We start from the raw sequence: 23,560 nt of genomic DNA on the forward strand, positions 1-23,560 counted from the left end.
ATCTCATACCGCGCGACCCGCGGATAACATGTGTTCCCCCGGGGTCGCGAAGCGTGATCGGGTCACCCGGGCCGGGCCCGGACGACCGCCGTGCCTACTGCACGCGCTGTTTGAGTGCCTCGAACTCGTCGCGCACGCCGGAGGGCAGCTTGTCGCCGACGAACTCGAACCACTCCTCGATGAGTGGGATCTCGGCCCGCCATTCGTCCACGTTCACCGCGAGCGCCGCGTCGACATCCGCGGCTTCCACATCCAGGCCGGCCAGATCCATCTGCGCGGCGGTCGGCACCTGACCGATCGCGGTACTCTCGGCCTCGGCGGAACCCTCGATGCGGCCGACGATCCACTCCAGCACCCGGGAGTTCTCGCCGAAGCCCGGCCACAGGAAACGGCCGTCGTCACCGCGCCGGAACCAGTTCACGTAGAAGATCTTGGGCAGTTTGGCCGCGTCGGCGTTCTTGCCGAGATTGATCCAGTGCCCCAGGTAGTCGCCCACGTGGTAGCCGAGGAACGGCAGCATGGCCATCGGGTCACGGCGGACGGTACCGACCTTGCCCTCGGCCGCCGCGGTCTGCTCCGACGACAGCGTGGCGCCCATGAACACACCGTGCTGCCAATCGAAGGATTCGGTCACCAGCGGCACCGTGGTCTTGCGCCGACCGCCGAACAGGATCGCCGAGATCGGCACACCCTGGGGGTCGTCCCATTCGGGCGCCAGGGTCGGGCACTGCGACATGGGGGTGCAGTACCGGGAGTTGGGATGCGCGGCCAGCGTCTCGGTATCCCGCAGGTACCAGTCGTTGCCCTTCCAGTCGATCAGATGATCGGGCTCGCCCTCGAGGCCCTCCCACCACACATCGTTGTCGTCGGTGCGGGCGACATTGGTGTAGACGGTGTTGCCCGCCTCCAGCGTCTCCATGGCGTTGGGGTTGGACGAACGGTTGGTGCCGGGCGCGACACCGAAGAAACCGAACTCGGGGTTCACCGCGTAGAGGCGGCCGTCCTTGCCGAACCGCATCCAGGCGATATCGTCGCCCAGGGTCTCCGCGCGCCAGCCCGGCACGGTCGGCTGGATCATGGCGAGGTTGGTCTTACCGCAGGCGCTCGGGAACGCCGCCGCGATGTAGTAGGCCTTGTTCTCCGGGGAGATCAGCTTGAGGATCAGCATGTGCTCGGCCAGCCAGCCCTCGTCGTGGGCCATGGCCGAGGCGATCCGCAGCGAGTAGCACTTCTTGCCCAGCAGCGCGTTGCCGCCGTAGCCGGAGCCGTAGCTCCAGATCTCCCGGTCCTCCGGGAAGTGGGTGATGTACTTCGTGTCGTTGCACGGCCACGGGACATCGGCCTGCCCCTCGGCCAGCGGCGCGCCCACCGAATGCAGTGCTTTCACGAAGGGCCGATCCGTGCCCAACAGCTCCAGCGCCGCCCGGCCCATCCGGGTCATCACCCGCATGGACACCACGACGTATTCCGAATCGGTGATCTCGACACCCAGTTTGGGGTCCTCGGCGCCGAGCGGGCCCATGCAGAACGGCACCACGTACATGGTGCGGCCCTTCATCGAGCCCTGGTAGAGCTCGGTCATCGTGGCCCGCATCTCGGCCGGGTCCATCCAGTTGTTGGTGGGGCCGGCGTCGGCCGCGGACTTCGAACAGATGAAGGTGCGCGATTCGACCCGGGCCACGTCGGAAGGATCGGATAAGGCCAGGAACGAGTTCGGTTTCTTCTTCTCGTCGAGCTTGCGGAAGGTGCCCGCCTCGACGAGTTGGGTGGTGAGCCGATCCCATTCGGCGTCGGAACCGTCCGCCCAGACGACTCGATCCGGCTGAGTCAGTTCGGCGACCTCCTGAACCCAGGCGAGCAGTTCGCTGTGTTCGGTCGGCGCGGTGCCGTCGGATCCACGAAGACCGGGGATGGTCGCTGAGGTCATGAAAACTCTCCTGAAATGGGCGGCGAAGAATGCTTCCGCCCTGGCCCTTGGGCCCGTGACCAGCGCGAAAACACCTAGCGCCACCATTGGCGGGTGAGGCTTCCGCAACGGTCCACCCTGTGCACCGCCGGATCGGGGCAGTGTACTGAGGCGCGAAGCGGACGCCCAGGTTCCTGTCTAGAGATTAACGCGGTATTGCGCCCCCGATGGAAGCGGGTTGCCGATCAATAGGGGTGGACAAACTATTTTCCGGACATCGGGGTCCACTGGTCCAGTATCTGCCGATCACGAGCACACGCGGCGAGCCGACCGGGCTGTCCGGTGGTGGCGCGGCGCAATGCCGCCTCCAGTTCGGCGACCCGCCGGTCCACCTCCACCATGCCGGCCGCCGCGGCCCGCACCATCTCGTCGGAGAGGTCGGATTCGGTCTCTACCAGCGCGGTGACCGCTCGCTGCTCGAGCTGGGCTTTTACATTCGCGACCGCGTCGGCGACCCAGTGTCGCAGATGATCGCGGTCGGCGAGCTGGCGGCGCGCCCGCACCACCCACGCGGCCGCGCCCGCCCCGAGCAGCAGGGTCACCGGCACGCTCGCGGCATCCAATGCCGGTACCAGCGCGAGCGGCGACACCATCAGCCGTCCCAGACCCACCCCGGCCGAGGCGCCCAGTACGATCATCAGGTGATCTTCGACACCCCCGCGCCGGGGTTGCGGATCCGGACCGAGCGTGGGCGCGGGCTCGTATCGCGGTGCGGGGGGCCCGTCCGCGAGAGGGAGGCTCGCCGGGTGCGCGGCGGCTGCCCGCGTCCGCAGTTCGACCAGCCGGGCGGCGATATCCAGATCCACCGTCCCGGTCAGCTGCCCGACCGCCTGCCGTAGCCGCTCCGGGAAGTCGCGCCGGCCCGCGCGATCCATGCTGTCCAGTTCGGCCCTGGCCTCCGCGTGCAGTGCTCGGACCCGGGAGCCGACCTGGGTGAGCAGGTCCACCCGGGCCAGGTTGATCTGGGCCCGCAAGGTGGACACCGCCACCGCCCGCCCGCCGTCGCGATCGGCGAGCAGCCGGGCCCGCTCCGCCCGCAGCAGCTCCACCTCGGTACCCGACCGGAGCTGCGCTTCCTCCTGCACGATGCGTTGCCGGGTTCCGGCGACCACCTGGGCGAGGGCCGCCGCGCGGCGAGCGCCCGCGGTCGCGGTATCGGTGGTGAGCGCGACCAGCCGGGTGTGCAGCGCGACCAGCCCGGAACGATCGAGCAGCGTCGAATCGGCCCCGGCCCGCGCGGCCCGGGCCAACCGGGCCGATACCGGCACGATCTCGCAGTCCAGCTCCGCGGCGGCCAGCAGTTCGGCGCTGCGGTCGCGGACCAGCTGCCAGTCCTTGTGCGCGTCGGTCCCGTTCAGCACCAGCAGTACCCGGGCCCCCTCGTCGCACAGCCGGCGCACCGTATCCAGCTCCGCCGCGCCGATCACCACACCGGCGTCGAGAATCAGCAGCACCACGCTGCCCGGGGCGGCGCTCATCCACGGATCGGCCGTGGGCGCGCCGAGCTCGATCCGGGGCTCGATGCGGGTCAGTTCGGTGCGCAGCAGCGCGGTGTTCGCGTCGTCGGCGCCGATGAGCCGGACCTCGGCCGCGCCGCCGGAGACCGGCATCGTGCGCAACAACGCCATACCCTGCGGATTCCAGCGCGCCACCACCTCGGCCACGGCGTCGGGCAGGGTATGCACCGCCGCGGTGTCCGTGGCCGCCGCGAAACCGGGCGGCCCGGCCGCCGGGTCCGGGTCAGAGTCCGACACTGCTCATCCGCTCCCACATCCGGACGTATCCGTTGTGGACCCGGATGGCCGCGCGGCGCGCGCCCGGCGCCATATCCCCGGCCACCACCGCCCGCCACCGGATGGCGCGGGCCAGCGCGTCGTCGGCGTCCTCGGGTTCGGGGCGGGGATAGCCCGCGGCCAGATGGGCGACCTCCGGAGCGACCAGTCCGCCGCACAGCGCCAGCCACCCGGCCTCGTCGGTGTCCAGGTATTCGGTGATCAGTGCCCGCGCCCGGCTGCTTCCGTGTGGTACGGCACGCGCCGCCAGCCGGGTCAGTTCATCGATCAGCACACCCGCCCGCCGTGCTATCGCCTGCCGATAGCGCTGACCGAGCAGTTGGGCCACCGGGTCGACCCCGCTGACGGTGTGCAGGATCTGCAGCACGGTCTGCGGGGCGAGCTCCGGGTCGCGTTCCAGGGCGGCCAGTACACAGGCCAGCCCGTACAGATCCCAGCGTTCGAGCAGTTCCGTGCGTTCGGCGGTATCGGGGCCCACCGCCGGCGAGACGAAGGCCTCGGCGGACAGGGCCGCCGCGATACCGGACTGCGCCAGCCGGCGCAGCAGCGCCAGATCGGTTTCCTGGAAGGCACCGGAAACGGTCCGCGCGGCCAGCGAACCCACCATCGGGAACGCGGGCAGCCGGAACTCCCGGCCGAACTGCCGGGCCGCACCCACCGCGTCCGCCCAGCCGGTGCCGATCGCGTCGGCCTTGTTCACCACCAGAATCGTGCGTTCCGGGCGCAGCGACCCGAGCAATCGCCGGTCACCCGGCGAGGGGGTGCTGGCCAGGACGTAGACGACGATATCGGCGTCGAGCACCGGATCGGGGAAGCCCGGTTCGTCGACGGGCGCGGTCTCCACCGCCTGCTGCAGTCCCAGTGCCCGGGCCACGGTGGTGCGTCCCGACCGGGCGCGCCCGGCGATCTGCGCGCGCGGCAGGGTCCGCCAGCGCTGCACCGCCACCTCGATACCGTTCGCGACACCCGCGTCGGCCCCGTCGCCCATCCGGAGCATGGAGATCAGCCGGTCCAGCGGATCCCCGGCCCCGGCCTCCCGCATATACCTGTCCGATCCCTCGACTGCCGACATGCGCCACACCCCCTTCTTCCGGTGCGCATTCTGTCAGAACCGGGGCCGCTACGCCCCGGGTGCGGACCGCGTCCGCCCTACCAACGGGTAGCCCCCTACCGGTCCGTTGCGGCCCGGAACCGGCCATGCTGGACAATAGGGCTGTGAACGACGCTGTGCACCCCAGCTCCGAGTCCGTTCCGGTCGCCCTCTCGGAAAACCCCGGCGATACCGGAGACCGGCGGCGACGGCATGCCGGTTCCCGGCTCTACCCCCGGGTCACCAGCTTCCGGTCCCGGCGCGGCGCACTCACCCCCAACCAGCAGAAATCCTGGGATCGCAGCTGGCCGGTGCTCGGCCGGGAGGTCGCCGACGAACCGCTCGACGCCGAGGCGTGGTTCGGCCGCTCGGCACCCCTGGTCATCGAGATCGGGTGCGGTACCGGGACGGCGACCGCCGCCATGGCGCTGGCCGAACCACACCTGAACCTGATCGGTATCGAGGTCTACCAGCCCGGGCTGGCCCAGCTCGTCCAGCGGATCGAACGCGAGGAGATCGGCAATATCCGGCTGCTGCGCGGTGATGCCGTGGACGTGCTGGAGAACATGATTGCTCCCGGATCGCTGACCGGTGTGCGCGTATTCTTCCCGGACCCGTGGCCCAAGGCACGCCACCACAAGCGCCGGCTGTTGCAACCGGCCACCCTCGCGCTCGTCGCCGATCGGCTACGGCCCGGCGGGATCCTGCACGTGGCGACCGACCACGCCGGGTACGCCGAGCACATCGCCGAGGTCGGCGCGGCCCAACCCCTGCTCATCGGGTTGAACGGGACCGTGGGGGGAGCCGGTACCGCGCACCGTGACACCGCGCCGATCGGTTTCGAGCGACCGGTCACCAAATTCGAGAGCAAGGCACACACCGCTGGTAGTGCGATCAACGAGTTCATATGGGGCAAGATCGAATGATGAGCGTCAGTGAGATGGCCCCGGCCGGCGACGAGGTTGCCGGAAGTCTGCACGAATCCGGCGACGAGTCGGTAGGGCCGGATACGGACGGTCTGCGGCGGGTCCTGCTGGTCTGGGACGCGCCGAACCTGGACATGGGACTGGGCGCCATCCTGGGTGGGCGGCCCACCGCCGCCTATCGGCCTCGCTTCGACGCGCTCGGCCGGTGGCTGCTGGCCCGCACCGCCGAACTCTCCGCCGGCGAGAAGAACCGGCTGGAGCCCGAGGCGACCGTATTCACCAATATCGCCCCCGGCACCGCGGATGTGGTCCGGCCGTGGGTCGAGGCGCTACGCAATGTCGGTTACGCCGTTTTCGCCAAACCGAAGATCGACGAGGATTCCGATGTCGATTCGGACATGCTCGGCCATATCGCCCAACGCACCCGGGGCGCCGGGCTGGCCGGGATCATCGTGGCCTCGGCCGACGGGCAGGCCTTCCGGGAGCCGCTGGAGCAACTCGCCTCCGACGGCATCCCGGTTCAGGTGCTCGGCTTCCGCGAGCACGCGAGTTGGGCAGTAACATCCGATACTCTCGAATTCGTCGACCTCGAGGACATCCCGGGAGTTTTCCGTGAACCGCTGCCGCGGGTGAGCCTCGACTCGCTGCCCGACGAGGGTGCCTGGCTGCAGCCGTTCCGGCCGCTGTCGGCGCTGCTCACCTCTCGCCCCGCACAAGGAGTCGCTTAAGTGTTCACCCGCTGGGGCGATCTGGTCTATCGGTTGCGATTCGCCGTCATCGGAGTTGTCGTCGCCGGGATGCTGGGCCTTGGGGCCTACGGTCTCGGCCTGGCCGACCATCTGAGCTCCAGCGGTCTGTTCGATCCGAATTCCGAATCGGTGAAGGCCGCCGAACTGTCCGACGAGGCGTTCGGCCGCGACCACAACGCCGATGTGCTGGTGCTCTACACCGCTCCCGAGGGCCAGACCGTCGACAGCGATCCGGCCTTCCGGGACAAGATCGTCGACAGCCTGAACCGGTTGCCCCGGGAACATCCGGACCAGATCGCCAAGGTGAACGGCGCCTACTGGAAGACCGAGACCGGCGAAGCCCAGCCCGCGGTATTCGGCTCCCAGGACAAGACGAAGACCTTCGCCTCCATCGCGATCGTCGGCGACAACGACACCGATATGGTCCGCAACTATCGCGCGGTCAAGGACGTCTTCGATATCGAGGGCGTGAACGTGCAGGTCGCGGGCCTGCAACCGGTAGCGGGCACCCTCAACGACACCATGGCCCACGACCAGCACCGGATGGAGATCCTGGCCATCCCCGCCGTGGGCATCCTGCTGTTCTTCATCTTCGGCGGCGTGGTCGCGGCGGCGCTGCCGCTGATCATCGGCGGCCTGACCATCATCAGCGCCAACGGCATCATCATGATGCTGACGAAGGTCACCGAGGTGAACACATTCGTCGGCGCGGTGGTCTCCATGATCGGCCTGGGTCTGGCCATCGACTACGGCCTGTTCATCGTCAGCCGGTTCCGCGAGGAATTGGCCGAGGGTTACGACACCCGCGCCGCGGTCCGCCGCTCGGTGGTCACCGCCGGACGTACGGTCGTCTTCTCCGCGACCATGATCATCGCGAGCCTCGGCGGCCTGCTGCTGTTCCCGCAGGGGTTCCTGAAATCCATGGCCTACGGCACCATCGCGACCGTCGCGCTGGCCGCCCTGGCCTCCATCACCCTGCTGCCCGCCATGCTGAGTGTGCTGGGCAAACGGGTGGACATGCTCAGCTTCAAGCAGATCCGCAAGACCAAATCCGCCGAGGAGGTGGAGGCCAGCTTCTGGGGCCGCGCCACCACCTGGGTCATGCAGCATCCGCTCAAGATCGCCATTCCGATCTGTGTGCTGCTCCTGCTGCTGATCATCCCGGTGAAGAACCTGGCCTTCGGCGGTATGAGCGAACGCTATCTGCCGCCGGACAACGACACCCGCGTCGCGCAGGAGGAATTCGACAAGACCTTCCCGCTGCGCCAGTCCGACCCCATCCAGCTGGTGTTCGTCGGCGAGGACACCCGGGCCATCGCGAAGGTGATGCGCGAGGCCGACAAGGCGCCGGGCCTGGCCGACGCGTCCGGTTTCTCGGTGCCGTCGGAGTCCACGAACCATTCCGGGGTCTTCCGCAGTAGCGCGACCCTCCTCGATTCCGAGGACTACCGGCCGACCGTGGAGTATCTGCGGGCGATCGAAGTGCCCGACGGCGTGACCATGTACGTCGGCGGTCAGCCAACCCTGCAGGGCGACAGTATCGACGCGCTGCTGGACCGGATGCCGCTGATGATCGCCATGGTGCTGCTGGTCACCACGGTGCTGATGTTCCTCACCTTCGGCTCCCTGGTGCTGCCCATCAAGGCCGCGCTGATGAGCGCGCTCGGCCTCGGCTCCACCCTCGGCATCCTGACCTGGATCTTCGTCGACGGTCACGGTGCGGGGCTGCTGAACTTCACGCCGCAGCCGATCATGTCGCCGGTGCTGGTGCTGATCATCGCGATCATCTACGGCCTGTCGACCGACTACGAGGTGTTCCTGCTCTCGCGCATGGTCGAGGCCCGGGCAATGGGCGCCTCGACCACCGAGGCGGTGCGGATCGGCACCGCGCACACCGGACGGATCATCACCGCCGCGGCGTTGATCCTGCTGGTGGTGACCGGCGCGTTCGCCTTCTCCGATCTGGTGATGATGCAGTACATCGCCTACGGCATGATCGCCGCGCTCATCATCGACGCCACCATCCTGCGCATGCTGCTCGTACCGGCGACCATGAAGCTGCTCGGCGACGACTGCTGGTGGGCCCCGGCCTGGATGAAGCGGATCCAGCAGAAGATCGGCCTGGGCGAACCGATCCTGGACGATGAGCGTCCCGGCGGCGGCGATGTGGTCGACCTGGTCAAGACCACCCCGGTCACCGATCCGGTCACCATGCAGATGCCGGCGCTCGGCGCCGAGAAGCAGCGCAAGACCCCGGTGCTCAAACGCACCCGCGAGGAGATCGAGGCCGCCGCGCCCACCGCGCATATGCAGGCGGTGCCCAAGGGGCCGCGCAAGGCCGAGGGCAAAAAGCCTCCCGCCGTCCCGGCGGCACCCAAACAGCAGATGCCCACCCCGCCGGACCCGACCCGGCCGCGCGCCAATCCGCCCGCCGACGGCCCGGCCGAACCCGGCCGCGGCGCCGCCGAGGAATCCGGCCGCGGACCACGGCCTGCGGAGAGCCCGGCGACGCCGAACCGGAACCCGCTGCATCCGGGCGCGGAGCCCGGCCCGACACCGTCGTCCGGCCCGGTCCCGGGCCGGCTCCCGAGCCGGGCTCCCGAACCCGGCCGCGGTCCGGGTGGCCCCGCCGCCGAGCCGGGCCGTACTCCCGGTCCGCGCAACGACTTCCGACCGCTGCCCGGCCGTACCCCGGGCGGTCGGCCCGGGCCGGGCCGGCCGCAGCCGAATCAGCCGGGCCCGGAGCAGCCCACGCCGCCGCCGAACGCGCAGCGCACCCCGCCCGGTCCGGGTGGTCCGGCCGGCTCGTCTCGACCCGGTTTCGCCACCCCGAACCTGCGCGGTCTGTTCGCCTCCGAACCGACCGAGGACGGCGAGGCCCAGGACGCCGGTGGCCGCACCGTCTACCCGAGCCCCGCCGACGCTCCCCCGGCACCGCCCACCCCACAGCAGGCCCGGACCACCGGCGGCGCGGGCCGCCCCCGGCCGGACAGTTCACCCCAGCTCCCCGGACAGCCCGGCGCCGCCCGCCCGCCCGCACCGCCACGTCCCGCGGCGCCCGAAGGCCGGCCGCCCGGCCGTCCCGGTCCCGGACAGCCGGGCGGATGGGCAGGCGACGGAAATCGCCAGGCACCCGGCCAGGGGCCGGCGCGACCGCCCGCACCGCCGCGCCGCCCCGGACCGGACGGGCAGCCGGGCCCCGCGGACGCGCGCCTGCGGCAGGACCAGGGTTCGCAACCGCGGCCGATTCCCCGGACTCCCGAACCCGGCAGCAGCCCGGGCCCGGCCGGACCCGCCTCGGGTCTGCCCGAGCTCCCGCGCCGGGTGCCGGGCGCTCAGCCCCCGGCGGTACCCGGTCTCTACCCCGCGCCGGAACCACCGACCCGGCCCGCCGAACGTCCGGCCCCCACCGGATCGCGGCCCGACAGCCTGGCGCAGCAGTCCGCCGGCGGGGTCGGCCCACAGCAGAACGCGGACCCGCGCGAACGCAACAGCATCGAATCGTGGATGGCGGGGCTGCGGTCCGCGCGGCGCCGGCAGGCCGGGATGCCGGCCGACGACTCGGGCCGCCACCAGCAGAACGAGGGCCGTTCGGTCAGTGTGAACGAACTGCTGCGCCGCCGCGAGCAGGACTGACGCCGCCGGGCAGACGGCTCAATGCCCGAGCAACCGGCGCCAATGGGCAGCGAAGGGTTGTTTGGCGGTGACCGAGCCGAACCGGACCCGGCCGTGTACCAGCAGATGCAGTGGTCCGATCGGCGGACCGCTGCGCACTTTGTTGTTCACGCTGGACCCGACGAGTTCGAGGCCGTCCAGGTCGACCGTGGCCTCCTGCGGCACCACCAGGGTGAGGGAACTGGCGTAGTCGTCGACCTGGATCTCCACCACCTGGGTGGTCATGATCGCCTGGGTGAAATCCAGAGTCACCCCCGACAGCCAGCTGTTGACCCGCAACATCGGGGCGACCTGCCAGTTGCCCCGGCGATTCAACCCCGACATGCGCGGCCGGATGACCCCGCCCTGCACCATCCCCGACAACCCCGCGCGGGCAGCGTCCCCGGGTCGGGGTAGCGGTACCGGCTTGCCGTGACCGGTCCGCTCGGTGGTGGGTTCGCCGATCAACCGGACCCCGGGCAGGTCGACGAGCACCGAGTTCAGCTCGCCGCGGGTCTTCGCGGCCAGCGCGGTGTCCATCCGCTCGGTGAACTCACCCAGGGAGAGCATGCCCAGACCCACCGCGCGCTGCAGGAGCTGCCCGACATGTTCCCGTTCGGCGTCGGATACACGCAGGTCCCGGTGGCCCACCTGGCCACCGGAACCCGCACCGTCGAATACCGGATCGGGGCCGTTCATAGGACCGAGATTACCCAGCACAGCCCGGATCCCGCATCAGGGCATTCCCGGATGCGGGGGTGGCGGGCACCGCGTCAGCCCTGCTCATCTCCGGTTTCCCGCCGGGTGGCGGAGATGCTCGGCTCGGGGTCCGCACCGTCCCGGCGCGGCCGTGGATCGGCGGTCCGGGCCAGCGGTAGCCGGCGTTGTGCTTCGGCGAGCAGCGCCCCGATATCGAAGCGGCCCAGCACCTGGGGGCCGCTCACGGAATGCTCGCCGTCCTCCGGTGAATCCGGCTGGGCCGCATAGGTCCCTTTACGATCGGGTGCCGGTTCGCCGAGCAACTCCTCGGGGTCCGCGGCGAGCAGCGAGCGGATCGCGGTGTTGAGCACCGCGACCAGCGGTACCGCGAGCAGACCGCCCGCGATACCGCCCAGCACCACACCTGCGGCGATCGCGAGTACCACCGCCAGCGGATGGATCCGTACGGCACGCCCGAGCAACAACGGTTGCAGCACATGCCCCTCCAGCTGCATCACCGCGACGATGATGCCGAGCACGATGAGCGCGGTCACGAAACCCTTGGTCACCAGTGCGATGAACACCGCCACGAAACCGGCCAGGAACGCACCGATGATCGGGATGAACGCGCTGATGAATACCAGCGAGCCCAGCGGCAGCGCGAGCGGGACACCGAGTAGGGCCAGCCCGGCGCCGATCCCGATCGCGTCCACCGCGGCGACCACGACGGTGGCCCGCACGAAACCCACCAGCGAACCGAACCCGAGTTCCCCGGCGGTGCGCACCCGTTCCCGATGCTCGGCCGGCACGACGCGGGTGACGAAACGCCAGATCTGGTCACCGCTGTAGAGCAGGAAGATGAGGATGAACAGGGTGAGGAAGGTGCCGGTCAGGATGTGGCCGATCATGGTCGCGGTGGTCAGCGCGCCGCTGGTCAGCGTGTCCTGATTGGACTGGATGGCCCGGACCGTGGCATCGCCGACATTGCGGATCTGGTCGTCGCTCAGGTGCATCGGACCGTTGATGGCCCAGTCCTGGACCTTGTGGATGCTGTTGGTGAACTCGTCGGACAGCTGCGGCACACCCACGACGAACTGCTCCACCACGAAGGTCACCACGCCGGCGACCAGTCCCAGCGAACCGACCAGCGCGACGAAAACCCCGAGCCCGCGCGGCACCCCGCGGCGCTGCATCCAGTCCACCAGCGGCGCCAGCAGCGCGGCTGCCAGCATGGCGATGGCCAGCGGGATCACCACTGTGTCGAGTCGCCGCACCGCCGCCGCCAGCACCGCGACCAGGGCGAAGATCACCAGCAGCCGCCAGGCCCATTCGGCGGTCTGCCGGACGATGGGGTGAACGGCGTCTGCGGCAGATGGTTTCGGCTCGGTCACTCCGCCGAGCCTAGTGAGGGCAGCCGGGCGAAGCCCACCAACAGGCCGCGCACGGCCGGAGCGGAGGCAGAGGTGCGCGTATCGGCACAACCCGGGAACACTGGGCGGTCGGCACCGGGCGCTAGATTGGTACACGTGTCAGCGCCATTGGAAGCGGTCAAACAGACCATGCATACGCGCTGGCCCCTGTACCTCACCTCGATGCTGCTCGCGAATGCTTTCGGCGCCGTATTGGTGTGGGCGTTCATCCAGTACGGACTGCCGGTCCCCGAAGGGGAGGAGCCCGGTACCCGGCAGGTGGGCCTGCTGGTCCCGGCCATCGTCTTCCTCACCGGCGGTTTCCTCAGTGTGGCGGCCTCGGCCCTGATGCTCCGGCCGGTGATGCGCTGGCAGGTGCGCGGCGGTCCGCCCAGCCGGCAGGAACAGATGGCCGCCCTGCACGCGCCGCTGCGGCAGGCGATTCTGCATCTGGCCCTGTGGATCCTCGGCGGCGGGGTACTGGGCGCGGCGATCATCTCCGAGACCCCGGCCCTGGCCGGCACCGTGATCATCACCGAATGTATGGCCGCGACCATCGTGTTCGGTTTCACCTACATGCTCGGCGAACGGATTCTCCGCCCGGTGGCGGCCGAGGCACTCACCGCCGGGCGTTTCGACCACACCCTGACTCCCGGTGTCGGTACCCGGATGGCGATGACCTGGGGCCTGGGCACCTTCGCCCCGACCATCGCCATCGTGCTGCTGTGTGTCACCCAGATCTCCTCGGATGTGAAGTTCTCCGCGCAGTCGCTGGCGGTATCGATCCTGCTGCTGTGCGGGGTGGTGATCATGCAGGCGCTGGCCCTGTCCATGCTCACCGCGTCCAGCATCTCCGACCCGGTCCGCCAGCTCAGCCAGGCCATCGACCAGGTGCAGAACGGTGCCCGCGATGTGCAGGTGGAGGTCTTCGACGGGAGCGAGATCGGCCTGCTGCAGGTCGGTTTCAACCGGATGATGGAGGAGGCGGCCACCCGGCAGCGGTTGCAGGAACTGTTCGGCCAGCATGTGGGCGCCGAGGTGGCCCAGCGCGCGCTGGACTACGGCACCGAACTCGGCGGGGAAACCCGATTCGTGGCAGTCCTGTTCGTGGACATGGTCGGCTCCACCGCGACCGCCGCGGAACACCCGCCCACCGAAGTGGTGAGCCTGCTCAACGAATTCTTTCGGGTGGTGGTGGATGTGATCGACCGCCACCACGGGTTCGTCAACAAATTCGTCGGCGACGCCGCGCTCGCGATTTTCGGCGCGCCGCTGGACCGCCCGGACGCACCGACGGCCGCGCTGGCCGCCGCCCGCGATCTGCGCGAGGCATTGCGCGCGGTCGCCGGGCTGGATATCGGTATCGGAGTTTCCGCGGGCCTGGCGGTCGCGGGGAATATCGGTGCCGCCAACCGCTTCGAATACACCGTTATCGGCGATCCGGTGAACGAGGCGTCCCGGCTCACCGAACTCGCCAAGGACCACCCCGGCCGGGTACTCGCCTCCGGTTCGGCGCTGTATTTCGCCGAGGACGGCGAGCAGCGGCACTGGACGGCCGGCGAAGAGGTACAACTGCGCGGCCGCCGCCGCAAGACGCGCCTGTCCTGGCCGAGCGAAACCGCGGACTAGGCGTACCTCCGCATTCGCTCCGGCCGTGCGGGTCGCCGTGCCGGCCAACCGTCCACCACACCAACCCGAGCCGACCTCGGCGCTCACGGCGGTATCTGACCAGGCAGCGGACTTCGGCGGAAGGTGTCCATTAGGCTGGGCCCGTGACGGCCAAAGGTGATGCAGCGGGCACCGCTGCTGTGCCCGGGGCCGGGACACCGGAATATACCGAGAATCGCCGCCGCAAAGTCCGGTGGCTCAAATGGCCGGCCGTTTCGATCGTGCTTCTCCTGCTGATAGGCGAAGCATTTTATCTGTGGCCGCGATTACACGAGTCGTGGCACAAACTCACCGAAATCCATTGGGGCTGGGTCGCGCTGTGTATCGCGGCGCAAATGCTGTCCATGACCGGGTTCGGCCACGTCCAGAAACAACTGCTGCGCGCGGGCGGCGTCGAGGTGAGCCAGTATCGGTCGGTGGCGGTCGTCTACGGCGCCACCGCCATGTCGGTGACCCTGCCCGCCGGTCAGGTGTTCTCCACGGCGTTCACCTATCGGCAGACCCGGCGCTGGGGCGCCAGCCCGGTGGTCGCGTCGTGGCAGCTGGTCTTCTCCGGTGTGGTCTCCGCGGCGGGTCTGGCCCTGATCGGCGTGCTCGGCACCGTGCTCGCGGGTGGCCGGGTGGGCCCGGTGAATCTGCTCGTCTCGGTGGCCGCGGTGGTGGCGCTGGTCTGGGCGGGAAACTACGCCTCGCGCCATCCGGGCACCCTCGAGAAGATGCTCCACCGCGCGCTGCTGCTGGCGAACCGGGCACGCAAACGGTCTTCGGATACCGGTATCGACAAGGTCCGGGAAATGCTCGACCAGGTCGAATCGGTGAAACTGGGCACCCGGGACGGCGCGTGGGTCACCTGGTGGGCGGTGATCCATCGGCTCGCCGATATCGTCTGCCTGGGCGCTGCCTGCTATGCCATCGGCGGCGACCCCCGGTGGGCGGGACTGCTGATCGCGTTCGCGGCGGGTAAGGCCGTCGGTTCGATCCCGTTCGCGCCGGGTGGGATCGTCTACGTGGACGCGACCCTGATCTACGGCCTCACCGCAGCCGCCGGGCTGCCCGCGGCGCAGGCGGTGGCCGCCGCGTTCGTGTACCGGCTGGTCAGTTTCGTGCTGATCGCGATCATCGGCTGGATCGTCTTCGCGTTCCTGTTCCGCACCCGCAATGCCGAGGACGACGAGTACGAGAAGGAATTCTCCCGGCGCAACGCCTGAGCCGGCAGCGCACACCGTGGCCGCGGCGCCGACGCCGCGACTAGGCTGCTCGGAGTGAAATGGATCGCTGCGATCGGTGCCGACTTCGTCCTCGTGGTGGTCTTCTGCGCCATCGGCCGCCGCAGTCACGACGAGGCCGTGCTCACCGGTTTGCTGCACACGGCGTGGCCGTTCGTGGCCGGGCTGGCCGTGGGCTGGGTCGTGACGGTGCTGCTGGAGCGCCGCCGGACCGGTACCGAACCGCTCGATGGCTCGCGCCTGTGGCCCGCCGGTGTGGTGATCTGGCTGTGCACCCTGGTGATCGGCATGCTGCTGCGAGTGGTCGCCGGTCAGGGCACCGCCTTCAGTTTCATCGTGGTGGCGGCGCTGGTGCTGGCGTTCTTCCTGCTGGGCTGGCGCGGGGCCGTCGCGTCGATCAGGTGATCACTCGGCCGCCGCTCATTCGTCCGGCTTGGCCAGCGCCTGCAACATCCGCTCGCCCATCCGGACGACCATATCGCCGCTGTCGACATCGGCGATATGGATGGCGAACGTCAGATCACCCATACTCGCGATCAGCCAGCCGTCGTCGCCGGCCGTCGCCGAGAACCCGGTGACGTCACGGAATCCGCGCAGCCGCGCCATCTGCGGCGCGTTCATCCCGTCGCGCATCGCCGCGCGCAGGGCGGCGTCGACAGGCCCCGGCAGCGGGCCCATGGGCGCGTCGGTTTCGCTGGGCCGGCCCCGTTCGAGCATCGGCGGGCGGGCCGTGCCGTTGGTGATGGCCGCCGCCGCGATCGCCATGCCGAAGGGGCTGACCAGCAGCACGTCCGTTCCACCGCCCTGGCGAACCGGTTCCGCGCCGCCCGCCCCCGCCGGGCGCCCGGTCACTTCCTCGAGTCCGGGGACCCGGAAGTCCACGCCGACGCCGAGCATGGCGGCCGCCTCGATCATCTCCTGGTCGGTGACGTCCCCGGGTGCTTTGCCCTTGGCCGCACCGGCCGCCTTTTTGAACAACTCGATGGCGCCGCCCACCGGGTACAGCCCGGTGAACGCGACCGGACCCTGTGCGCTCGAGTAGTTGTTCTGCGCCGCCGCCACCACGGCTCCGGTGGAGGGCTGGGTGACCACGATGGAGGCGGGTGAACCCACGCTGACCACCGCGTCCTCGGCCGCACGCTGCAACCGCTGGTCCATGGTGCCCGGGATATCCGGACCGGCCGGACCCTGGTTGCCCGCCAGCTGTTTGACGAAGCGGCCGTTCTCGAACAGTTGCACCCCCCAGCCGGAATGCTGGTCCTGGCTCTGTTCCCAAACCTTCTTCATGGCGTCGAGGATGGGCGAGAAGATCCGGCGATCGGAGACGATGAGCCGCGGCTCCTGTTTCATCACCACGCCCGGGATCGGCGCCATCCGCGGTTCCAGGATCGCGAAATCGCCCTCGCGCAGGCTGACCGCCGTGATCGGCTTTCCGCCGGCGGCGGCCAGGTCGTCGCGGAGTGAGGCGCCGGTGATCAGGGGCGCCACCGGTTCGATGGCATTGGCCAGCGCATCGGTGGAGGCCACCGGGTCCGGCATCCGCGACGGATCGAGTTCGACGACATTGATGATCTGCTGGGTCATCAACGGTTTACCGATATTGTCGACGACTTTCGGCGGCGGGTCCGGGGTGGTACGCACCAGCCGGACGGTGCGGTTCTGGCTGAGCTCGGGCATGACCACGGCCGGATCCCAGGAGATCCGCCAGCCGTTCGCGAGTTTGCGGACGGTGCCCTCCAGCCCATAGGACCAGTTCTTCTGCTCGCCGAAGCTCCACTGCACATCGAGACTGAAGATGCCGGATTCGGCATCGAGTTCGATGAATTGCGCCTTCTCGTAGTCGACGGTGCCCGATTCGAGCCCCTCGAACATTTGCTGAAGGGTTGCCGAAGCCGCGGAGGGGTAGGAGGTCAACTCCGCCGCGGCGGCGTAGTCGTGCTCGTCGAGTCGTTCGGTGAATTGGTCTACGACCGCTTCGGGTCCGGCCGCCTCGGCCCCGGACCCGCACGATCCCATCGCAATTGCCAGAGCCGCCACCCCCGTAAGGGCTATTGCGCCCCGGAAGCGAAAGCGGCGGGATCCCCTCACGTCCATGTCGCCCACTCTTCACTCTTGTCACACCGGTAACAAGACCACCGTACCTGAAAAATGCCTGCTTGCGAGTGATCGCAAACCCGAAACCCTACCGTGCCCCACCGTGTGCAGTTGCGGCCGAGCCCAACTCGTCGCACAGCGGACCATGATCAATTACCGGGGCGCCCGAGAACACCCGGCGACGCTACGCTACCGATCGATCAGAAGCGGTGCGCCGTTACCCCGCAAGTCCGCATTCATCGAAGAGATACCCCGTTACGGTAGCTCAGAATCATCCGCCCGCGCGGGAGGTGTCGGTAGGGTTGCTGTCATGTCCGATGCCGCCGTCCCGCAAACCTCGAGCAGCCCGATTCTGGTCCTCAACGGGCCCAACCTGAATATGCTCGGCACTCGGCAACCCGAGATATACGGGTCGGAGACCCTCGACGATGTAATCGAATTGTGTCGTCGGGCCGCGGCGGCACACGGGTGGGAGACAGCCCATTTCCAGTCGAATTCCGAGGGCGCGCTGATCGACCGGATCCACGAGGCGCGCGGTACGGTGTCGGCGATCGTGATAAATCCCGGCGGCCTGACCCACACCTCGGTGGCGCTGCGCGATGCGCTGGTCGTTCCGGAGGTGCCGATCGTCGAGGTGCACATCAGCAATGTGCACGCCCGCGAGGAGTTTCGCCGGCACTCCTACATCTCCCCTGTTGCCGACGCGGTCGTCGCCGGGATGGGTATCCAGGGCTATGCCGCCGCGATCGAATACCTGCTGACCCGGCGATCCTGACCCCGCCCGCCGGGTGCTGCCTCAACTCGCGCTCTCGATCCGGAAAACCGGGAATCCCGGGGCGATTTCGGCGAGTTCGGCGTCGGTGGAGTCCTTGGTGATGCCCTCGAAGAAGCGGCCGACCTCCCAGCCCCAGCGCTCGAGGTAGAGCCGCAGCAGCGGCACCTTGTCCGCGTCGGCGACCTCGATCCCGGTGAATGCCTCTGTCTGCCGGCCCAGCCGCAGCTCACCGGTACCGGCGGCCCGCAGATTGCGCACCCACTGCGTGTGGCCGCGCGGTGCCACGAGATAACGCTGTCCGTCGGCGGCGGTCATCAGGTTGACCATGGTGGTCCGCCACTCTCCGGACTTGCGCCCGCGCACCGCCAGCAACCGGGAGCCGGCGACGCTGATCCCGAGCTTGGGCAGCAGGTTGGCGAGCCGGTTGAAGATCGGGTCGAAACGGGTGGGGGCGAGGTAGCGGGTCGCGGCAGTCATCGTTTTCTCCTTTGTGAGCGATGCTCTCTGTTGTGACCAACAATCGCACCTTCCGGCAGCCACGTCAAGAGCAGTGCTCTCATTTGTTCGAAGACGCAGGTAGAAGCAACGCTGGCCGGCGCAAGTGGGACGGTTCGGGCGGCAATTACCGGCCGGACGGCCGAACCGGCTCCCGGCAGCGCTTTTTTCTGAGACGGTGGTCGGGCCCGGCTGTTCCCACCCGGACGTCGGGCGCGTGTGCCGGAACGAACGACGGAGGAGAGTGGCGTGCGGGCCGCAGTTTTCCACGGAACCGAACCCCGACTGGTGATCGAGGACATCCCGGTGCCGGTCCCCCGGCGCGGCGAGGTCCTGTTGCGGGTCACCGCCTGCGGGGTCTGCCACACCGACCTGCACGTCCTGCGCTCCGAGGTGAAATTCCCCGCGCCCGCGGTGCTCGGCCACGAGGTATCCGGTGTGGTCGAACAACTCGGCGAAGACGTGGAGACGATCGCGGTCGGCGACAACGTGGTCTGCAGCTTCATCATGCCCTGCGGCGACTGCCGCCACTGTGTCCGCGGCGCCGAGGACCTGTGCGAGAAATTCTTCGCCCACAACCGGCTCAACGGCACCCTCTACGACGGCACGACCCGCCTCGCCCGCGCCGACGGAACCCCGCTGGCCATGTACTCGATGGGGGGGCTCGCCGAATACTGCGTGGTGCCCGCCTCCGATGTCTTCGCAGTACCCGCGGATGTCGGACTCGAGGCCGTATCGATCCTGGGTTGTAGCTCCTTCACCGCGCTCGGCGCCGTGCACACCGCCGAACTCGCGCTCGGCGACCGGATCGCGGTGGTCGCGGCCGGTGGCGTGGGGTCGTCGATCGTGCAGTTCGCGGCGGCGGCCGGGGTCGCCCGGATCATCGCGATCGATATCAGCGACGACAAACTGGCCGCGGTCGCGAAACTCGGCGCCACCCATACGATCAACTCCCGCACCGAGGACGCCGCGGCCCGGGTCCGGGAGCTGACCGAAGGGCACGGGGTGGACGTGGCGTTCGAGGCGCTGGGCAGCGCCGCGACGTTCGCGACGGCCCTGGACATACTGGACGACGGCGGCCGGGCGGTGGTGGTGGGCATCGCACCCGCCGGCGCCACCGGCGCGGTGGACCTGGCCCGCCTGGTACGCCGCAAACTGCAGATCCGCGGCTCCTACGGGGCGAAGGCGCGCACCGATATGCCCGCGCTGCTGCGGATGGTCGCGGCGAATACGGTCCGACCGCAGGACGTCATCACCCGTCGCTATTCGCTGGACCGGGCCGACGAGGCCTACAGCGCACTGGCCCGCGGCGAGATCGTCGGGCGGGCGATCATCGAAATCGACTGACCCACCGCGCGTATCGATGCGAAAATTCACCGCCGAACGAGTAACGTCGAGCCATGCCGACGGAGGTCCGCAACAACACCGCACTGGAACGCTTCGAGATCACGGTCGAGGGCGAGGTCGCGGGATATACCGAATATCAGGACACCGTCGGCGAGCGCGCATTCGTGCACACCGAGGTCGACCCGCGATTCGACGGCCGGGATTACGCCCGGATCCTCGTCGAGTCCGCCTTGCACGCCACCCACGCCGAAGGGCTGGGCGTGTTGCCCATGTGCCGGGTGGTCCAGAATTTCATCGAGACCAGACCGCAATACCTGTCGCTGGTGCCGCACTGGGCCCGCGATCGCCTGGGGCTGCCGCAGTAGGGCCCTGCCGCTACTGCCGGGCCGGGCCCCGCCGACGGGCTCTCAGTAGGCGGCCACGGCGCCGTCGAGGGCCTGCTGCAGGTCGGTGCGTACCAGCCGGGCGATCTCCGCGGGCCGGGTCGGCAGTTCGGTTCGCGGCATTCCGAAGTAGAAGCTCGCCGCTTTCGCCTGCTCCTTGGTCGGCTCGATCGCCGGGTCGGCGCGCGGGCCGTAACTCAGGCCGAGACCGACCAGTGCGGGCCGGGCACCGAGTCGGGTGGTCCGGAAGGCGATATGCCCGATACCCGTTCCGACCGCCTGCACCTGCGCCGGGTCGATATCGTTGCAGGTGCCCTCCGGAAAGATCGCCAGGCTGTCCCCATGGGCCAGGCGTTCGGCACAGATATCCATCATCTGCTGCCCCGCCGCGTTCACCGCCCGCAGCCCGTGGTCGCGCCCGCGGAACACCGGGATACCGCCCATCATGTCGATGCGTCGGCGCAATTTGGCTTCCTCGAACAACTCGTCCTTGGCCAGCACCCGGGTGCGGCCGATGATCGGCCGTAGTTCACTGCGCCAGGCGGCGGCCGCGAGGGTGTAGGGATCCAGCCGGGACAGGTGGTTCACCGCGATCAGCAGCGGGGTCCGGGAGCGGATGAGGGCGCCGATCGCCTCACGCGCCCCGGCCGCGTAGCCGACCCGCGGCCGGTAGCGCCGCCCGAGCAGGGCGTAGGCGCCCATCGCCTGCAGGCGGTTCTGCCGGTGTTCGCGGTAGAAGGCGTACACATCGTCGCTGTTGTCCAGGAGCACCTCGGGGGGACGCATACGGCTGACTCTACGAGGCTGTCGCGGTATGTCCAGATGGCGCGGAAACGGCTCCCGAGCGAACTTCGCGCGAAGTGAACCGTTGATCAGAGCGGCACAGTCGGGCAATAACTGCGATGATGGCCAGGTGGCGCAGGCAGATGACCCCGATGATCGCAAGACCCGGGGCGGCCGCGGTGGCGGGCACGAGCCCGAACCTGGTCGTCGCGGTAACCGGCAGGGTGAGCAGACGGTGCGGGCCGGGACCCTACTCGTTTCCTCGACCGACCTGGCCGAGCCCACGTTCCGCCGCACGGTGGTCTACATCATCGAGCACAACGACGCGGGCACGCTCGGAGTGGTGCTGAACCGGCCCAGCGACACCCCGGTGCACGATGTGCTGCCGCAGTGGGCGGAGCTGTCGGCCCGGCCGCACACCCTGTTCGTGGGCGGGCCCGTCAAACGGGATGCCGCGCTGTGCCTGGGCACCTTGCGGGTGGGCGCGTCCATCGAGGGGGTGGCGGGGCTGCGCCGGGTGGACGGCCGGGTGGTGCTGGTCGATCTGGATGCCGAACCGGACCGGATCGGCCCGCTGGTCGAGGGTGTCCGGATATTCGCCGGGTACGCGGGCTGGACCTTCGGTCAATTGGACAGTGAGCTGGCCAACGACGACTGGATCGTCGTATCCGCCCTGCCCAGTGATCCGATCGCCGGGCGGCGCACCGATATGTGGGCGCAGGTGCTGCGCCGGCAGCCGTTGCCGCTGTCGCTGCTGGCCACCCATCCGATCGAGGTCGAACGCAACTAGCGCGCCGAGATCCCCGCCGGCGAACCGGCGGGGATCGGCACGGCGGGCGTCAGCGATGGTGCTGCCCATCAGCAGGCCTCGTATCGTCTCGGTGAACGGGGTGAACGGCTGATACTCGGCGAACCAGCGCATCACTGTCGGCATGGTGTCGGTGGGCACCAGACCGGAGCCGCCCAGCATCGCGGCCAAGGCCGGCAACGCCTGCACCTGGACTCCCAGCACATGTCCGGTGAGCAGCGAGGACTGCGAGATCGCCATGGTGCGGAACCGGTTGACGATGCCAGTACGCGGCCACGGCCGGGTGCGGCCGGAACGGATCAGATATCGAGTTCTTCCACGGGTGGACGCTCGGCGACCCCGGAGATCCGCTGGTAGAGCTGGTCCGGAATCTTGCCCCGTAATTCCTCCAGGGTGTCCACGACCGTGAAAACATAGTCGCCCCAGTCGTGCTCGATACCGAGCATGCGGCGCCAGTTCTTCAGGTCGCGCAGCCAGTTCGCCGATTCGGGATAGTCCGACCAATTCGAATACTGCTCGTGCAGCGCGTATTTCCCCTTGCGGCCGCGGAACACCCGGATGTGCTCCATCCGCTCATCGCCCACGTCCCGGTGTTCACCGAGCAGGGCGCCCTGGAAGCGCACCTGCCGGACGCCGTTGTGGCCGACCCGGAGCACGATTTCCTCGTACCCCTCGACCTTGCCCTCCTCCAATTCGATGAAGCGTTTGAGCGCGGTGACCACCGCGCCGGACAGATTGCCGCCGACCAACTCCTGCGCGCGCTGGAACAGTGGCAGGTCGTCGTCGGCGACGTAGATGGTCTTGTTCGGCATGAGCCAACTATACGTAGACATATACGTACAAGCAATAGCAGGCGGGTCCGCGGTTCGCGCCACTCCGGAGTGGGGACGATCACCCCAATTGACGGCCATCTATTGAACGTGCCGTTATCTAGCGGTACGGTAGGTGGTGTTCCGATAAAGCACTCCAGCGAGTGCGACCGCCCCGGATCCCACGCCGGGGCGCGACCGAGTGAGGACCCTCCGATGAACACGAACCCCGCACAGCGCACCCGCCGCCTCGCCGCGCGAATCGCCGCGATCGCGGTCATCGCCCTCACACCGCTGGCCGTCACCGCCGGCTCCGCCCTCGCCGACGCCGGCCAGGCGACCCGGATCAGCGATTCCGGCGACAGCTTCGGCGATAGCGACAGCTGGAACGGCGACGGGGATTTCGGCTGGGACGACAACGGCCAGTACGGCTATGTCGATCACAACCAGCAGAACTACGACGGGTACGAAGACCACCTCAACAGCGGCGGCAACCAGTACCCCGACCGTGATTCGCACAACGACAACAGCGGCTACGACCAGCCGGCGGGTTGGGATCGGGCGGATCACGGCGGCGGCTCCCAGAGCCCGGCCGCCTGGAACACGCCCAACCCCTACATCCCGGCGCCGGCGCCGAGCCTGCTGCCGGCGGTTCACCTGCCGGGCCTGCCGCAGCTGCCTTTCGCGCTGCCCGGCCTGCCGCCCCTCCCCTGAGCCGGGCAGTACCGATGGCTACGCCATCAAGTTGCCGTTACCTGACGGTGCATTACCTGGTGAATCGTTACAGCAAGGCCGGAACAGAACGGAGCACGCCATGACCATCGCCCGCAACTTCGGATTCGTGAAGAGAATCGCCGCCGCCGCCGTACTGGCCGGAGCCCTCGCC

20 protein-coding genes and 1 pseudogene are annotated in these 23,560 nt (G+C 69.0%); 11 read left to right on the top strand and 10 right to left on the bottom strand.

What is annotated here, in order from left to right; genetic code table 11:
* Positions 1-94: 94 nt before the first annotated feature.
* From ACLML9_RS17640 to ACLML9_RS17650, 3 genes are all read right to left on the bottom strand, one after another.
* Positions 95-1,927 carry a phosphoenolpyruvate carboxykinase (GTP) gene (locus ACLML9_RS17640; RefSeq protein ID WP_411946556.1) on the bottom strand — a complete coding sequence of 611 codons (1,833 nt, stop codon included), beginning with the start codon at positions 1,925-1,927 and terminating at the stop codon, positions 95-97.
* Between the two features lie 242 nt (positions 1,928-2,169).
* Entirely contained in the window at positions 2,170-3,720 is a 1,551-nt protein-coding gene (locus ACLML9_RS17645; protein ID WP_411946557.1) for a hypothetical protein, read from the bottom strand.
* Positions 3,707-4,831, bottom strand: coding sequence for a hypothetical protein (locus tag ACLML9_RS17650; protein ID WP_411946558.1), 1,125 nt, complete (start codon positions 4,829-4,831; stop codon positions 3,707-3,709). The genes ACLML9_RS17645 and ACLML9_RS17650 overlap by 14 nt, the downstream gene beginning before the upstream one ends.
* 125 nt (positions 4,832-4,956) lie before the next feature.
* Between ACLML9_RS17650 and trmB the strand changes: the two genes are divergently transcribed.
* Genes trmB through ACLML9_RS17665 form a run of 3 tightly spaced genes read left to right on the top strand, consistent with a single transcriptional unit; the run spans position 4,957 to position 10,160 of the window.
* Positions 4,957-5,775 carry a tRNA (guanosine(46)-N7)-methyltransferase TrmB gene (trmB, locus tag ACLML9_RS17655; RefSeq protein WP_411946559.1) on the top strand — a complete coding sequence of 273 codons (819 nt, stop codon included), beginning with the start codon at positions 4,957-4,959 and terminating at the stop codon, positions 5,773-5,775.
* Positions 5,775-6,503 (top strand): NYN domain-containing protein, encoded by a 729-nt coding sequence (locus ACLML9_RS17660; RefSeq protein WP_355247477.1) that lies wholly within the window; start codon positions 5,775-5,777, stop codon positions 6,501-6,503. The genes trmB and ACLML9_RS17660 overlap by 1 nt, the downstream gene beginning before the upstream one ends.
* Positions 6,504-10,160 (top strand): MMPL family transporter, encoded by a 3,657-nt coding sequence (locus tag ACLML9_RS17665; RefSeq protein ID WP_411946560.1) that lies wholly within the window; start codon positions 6,504-6,506, stop codon positions 10,158-10,160.
* A gap of 18 nt (positions 10,161-10,178) precedes the next feature.
* On the opposite strand, the gene ACLML9_RS17670 is transcribed toward ACLML9_RS17665, so the two are convergent.
* Together ACLML9_RS17670 and ACLML9_RS17675 are read right to left on the bottom strand one after the other, a co-directional pair.
* Positions 10,179-10,829: a DUF1707 domain-containing protein gene (locus tag ACLML9_RS17670; RefSeq protein ID WP_030524888.1), complete on the bottom strand. Its 651-nt coding sequence runs from the start codon at positions 10,827-10,829 to the stop codon at positions 10,179-10,181.
* A gap of 122 nt (positions 10,830-10,951) precedes the next feature.
* Positions 10,952-12,268: an AI-2E family transporter gene (locus ACLML9_RS17675; protein WP_411946561.1), complete on the bottom strand. Its 1,317-nt coding sequence runs from the start codon at positions 12,266-12,268 to the stop codon at positions 10,952-10,954.
* A gap of 168 nt (positions 12,269-12,436) precedes the next feature.
* Here ACLML9_RS17675 and ACLML9_RS17680 point away from each other — a divergent pair, with 168 nt between their 5' ends.
* The 3 genes from ACLML9_RS17680 (at position 12,437) to ACLML9_RS17690 (ending at position 15,585) form a co-directional block, all read left to right on the top strand.
* Complete coding sequence (locus ACLML9_RS17680; protein ID WP_411946572.1) at positions 12,437-13,915, top strand: adenylate/guanylate cyclase domain-containing protein; 1,479 nt, start codon at positions 12,437-12,439, stop codon at positions 13,913-13,915.
* Positions 13,916-14,058: 143 nt separating this feature from the next.
* Positions 14,059-15,162 carry a lysylphosphatidylglycerol synthase transmembrane domain-containing protein gene (locus ACLML9_RS17685; protein WP_411946562.1) on the top strand — a complete coding sequence of 368 codons (1,104 nt, stop codon included), beginning with the start codon at positions 14,059-14,061 and terminating at the stop codon, positions 15,160-15,162.
* A 54-nt stretch (positions 15,163-15,216) separates the two neighbouring features.
* On the top strand, positions 15,217-15,585 hold the full coding sequence (locus tag ACLML9_RS17690; RefSeq protein ID WP_411946563.1) for a DUF3054 domain-containing protein: 369 nt from the start codon (positions 15,217-15,219) through the stop codon (positions 15,583-15,585).
* A gap of 15 nt (positions 15,586-15,600) precedes the next feature.
* Here ACLML9_RS17690 and ACLML9_RS17695 read toward each other — a convergent pair whose 3' ends face one another.
* On the bottom strand, positions 15,601-17,217 hold the full coding sequence (locus tag ACLML9_RS17695) for an NTF2-like N-terminal transpeptidase domain-containing protein (RefSeq protein WP_411946564.1): 1,617 nt from the start codon (positions 17,215-17,217) through the stop codon (positions 15,601-15,603).
* Between the two features lie 367 nt (positions 17,218-17,584).
* On the opposite strand from ACLML9_RS17695, the gene aroQ reads away from it, so the two are divergent.
* Positions 17,585-18,049 (top strand): type II 3-dehydroquinate dehydratase, encoded by a 465-nt coding sequence (gene aroQ, locus ACLML9_RS17700; RefSeq protein ID WP_411946565.1) that lies wholly within the window; start codon positions 17,585-17,587, stop codon positions 18,047-18,049.
* Between the two features lie 21 nt (positions 18,050-18,070).
* Here the strand turns inward: aroQ and ACLML9_RS17705 are convergent, their stop codons facing one another.
* Complete coding sequence (locus ACLML9_RS17705; protein ID WP_411946566.1) at positions 18,071-18,526, bottom strand: nitroreductase family deazaflavin-dependent oxidoreductase; 456 nt, start codon at positions 18,524-18,526, stop codon at positions 18,071-18,073.
* 267 nt (positions 18,527-18,793) lie between these two features.
* Between ACLML9_RS17705 and ACLML9_RS17710 the strand changes: the two genes are divergently transcribed.
* Together ACLML9_RS17710 and ACLML9_RS17715 are read left to right on the top strand one after the other, a co-directional pair.
* On the top strand, positions 18,794-19,891 hold the full coding sequence (locus ACLML9_RS17710) for a zinc-binding dehydrogenase (RefSeq protein ID WP_411946567.1): 1,098 nt from the start codon (positions 18,794-18,796) through the stop codon (positions 19,889-19,891).
* Between the two features lie 53 nt (positions 19,892-19,944).
* Positions 19,945-20,256 (top strand): GNAT family N-acetyltransferase, encoded by a 312-nt coding sequence (locus tag ACLML9_RS17715; RefSeq protein WP_265803249.1) that lies wholly within the window; start codon positions 19,945-19,947, stop codon positions 20,254-20,256.
* A 42-nt stretch (positions 20,257-20,298) separates the two neighbouring features.
* On the opposite strand, the gene ACLML9_RS17720 is transcribed toward ACLML9_RS17715, so the two are convergent.
* Complete coding sequence (locus ACLML9_RS17720; RefSeq protein WP_411946568.1) at positions 20,299-21,060, bottom strand: lysophospholipid acyltransferase family protein; 762 nt, start codon at positions 21,058-21,060, stop codon at positions 20,299-20,301.
* Positions 21,061-21,187: 127 nt separating this feature from the next.
* On the opposite strand from ACLML9_RS17720, the gene ACLML9_RS17725 reads away from it, so the two are divergent.
* A complete protein-coding gene (locus ACLML9_RS17725; RefSeq protein ID WP_411946569.1) occupies positions 21,188-21,847 on the top strand; it encodes a YqgE/AlgH family protein in 660 nt (219 codons plus the stop codon).
* 48 nt (positions 21,848-21,895) lie between these two features.
* Here the strand turns inward: ACLML9_RS17725 and ACLML9_RS17730 are convergent.
* Positions 21,896-22,129, bottom strand: a pseudogene (locus tag ACLML9_RS17730) (ABC transporter permease); the annotation flags it as partial.
* A 35-nt stretch (positions 22,130-22,164) separates the two neighbouring features.
* The gene (locus tag ACLML9_RS17735; protein WP_411946570.1) at positions 22,165-22,677 is read right to left on the bottom strand and encodes an EXLDI protein; all 513 of its coding nucleotides are present in this window, start codon (positions 22,675-22,677) and stop codon (positions 22,165-22,167) included.
* 213 nt (positions 22,678-22,890) lie between these two features.
* Between ACLML9_RS17735 and ACLML9_RS17740 the strand changes: the two genes are divergently transcribed.
* Entirely contained in the window at positions 22,891-23,388 is a 498-nt protein-coding gene (locus tag ACLML9_RS17740) for a hypothetical protein (RefSeq protein WP_411946571.1), read from the top strand.
* Positions 23,389-23,560 lie beyond the last annotated feature (172 nt).

It is taken from the genome of Nocardia sp. NPDC002869, assembly GCF_046764065.1.
Lineage (GTDB): Bacteria > Actinomycetota > Actinomycetes > Mycobacteriales > Mycobacteriaceae > Nocardia > Nocardia rhamnosiphila.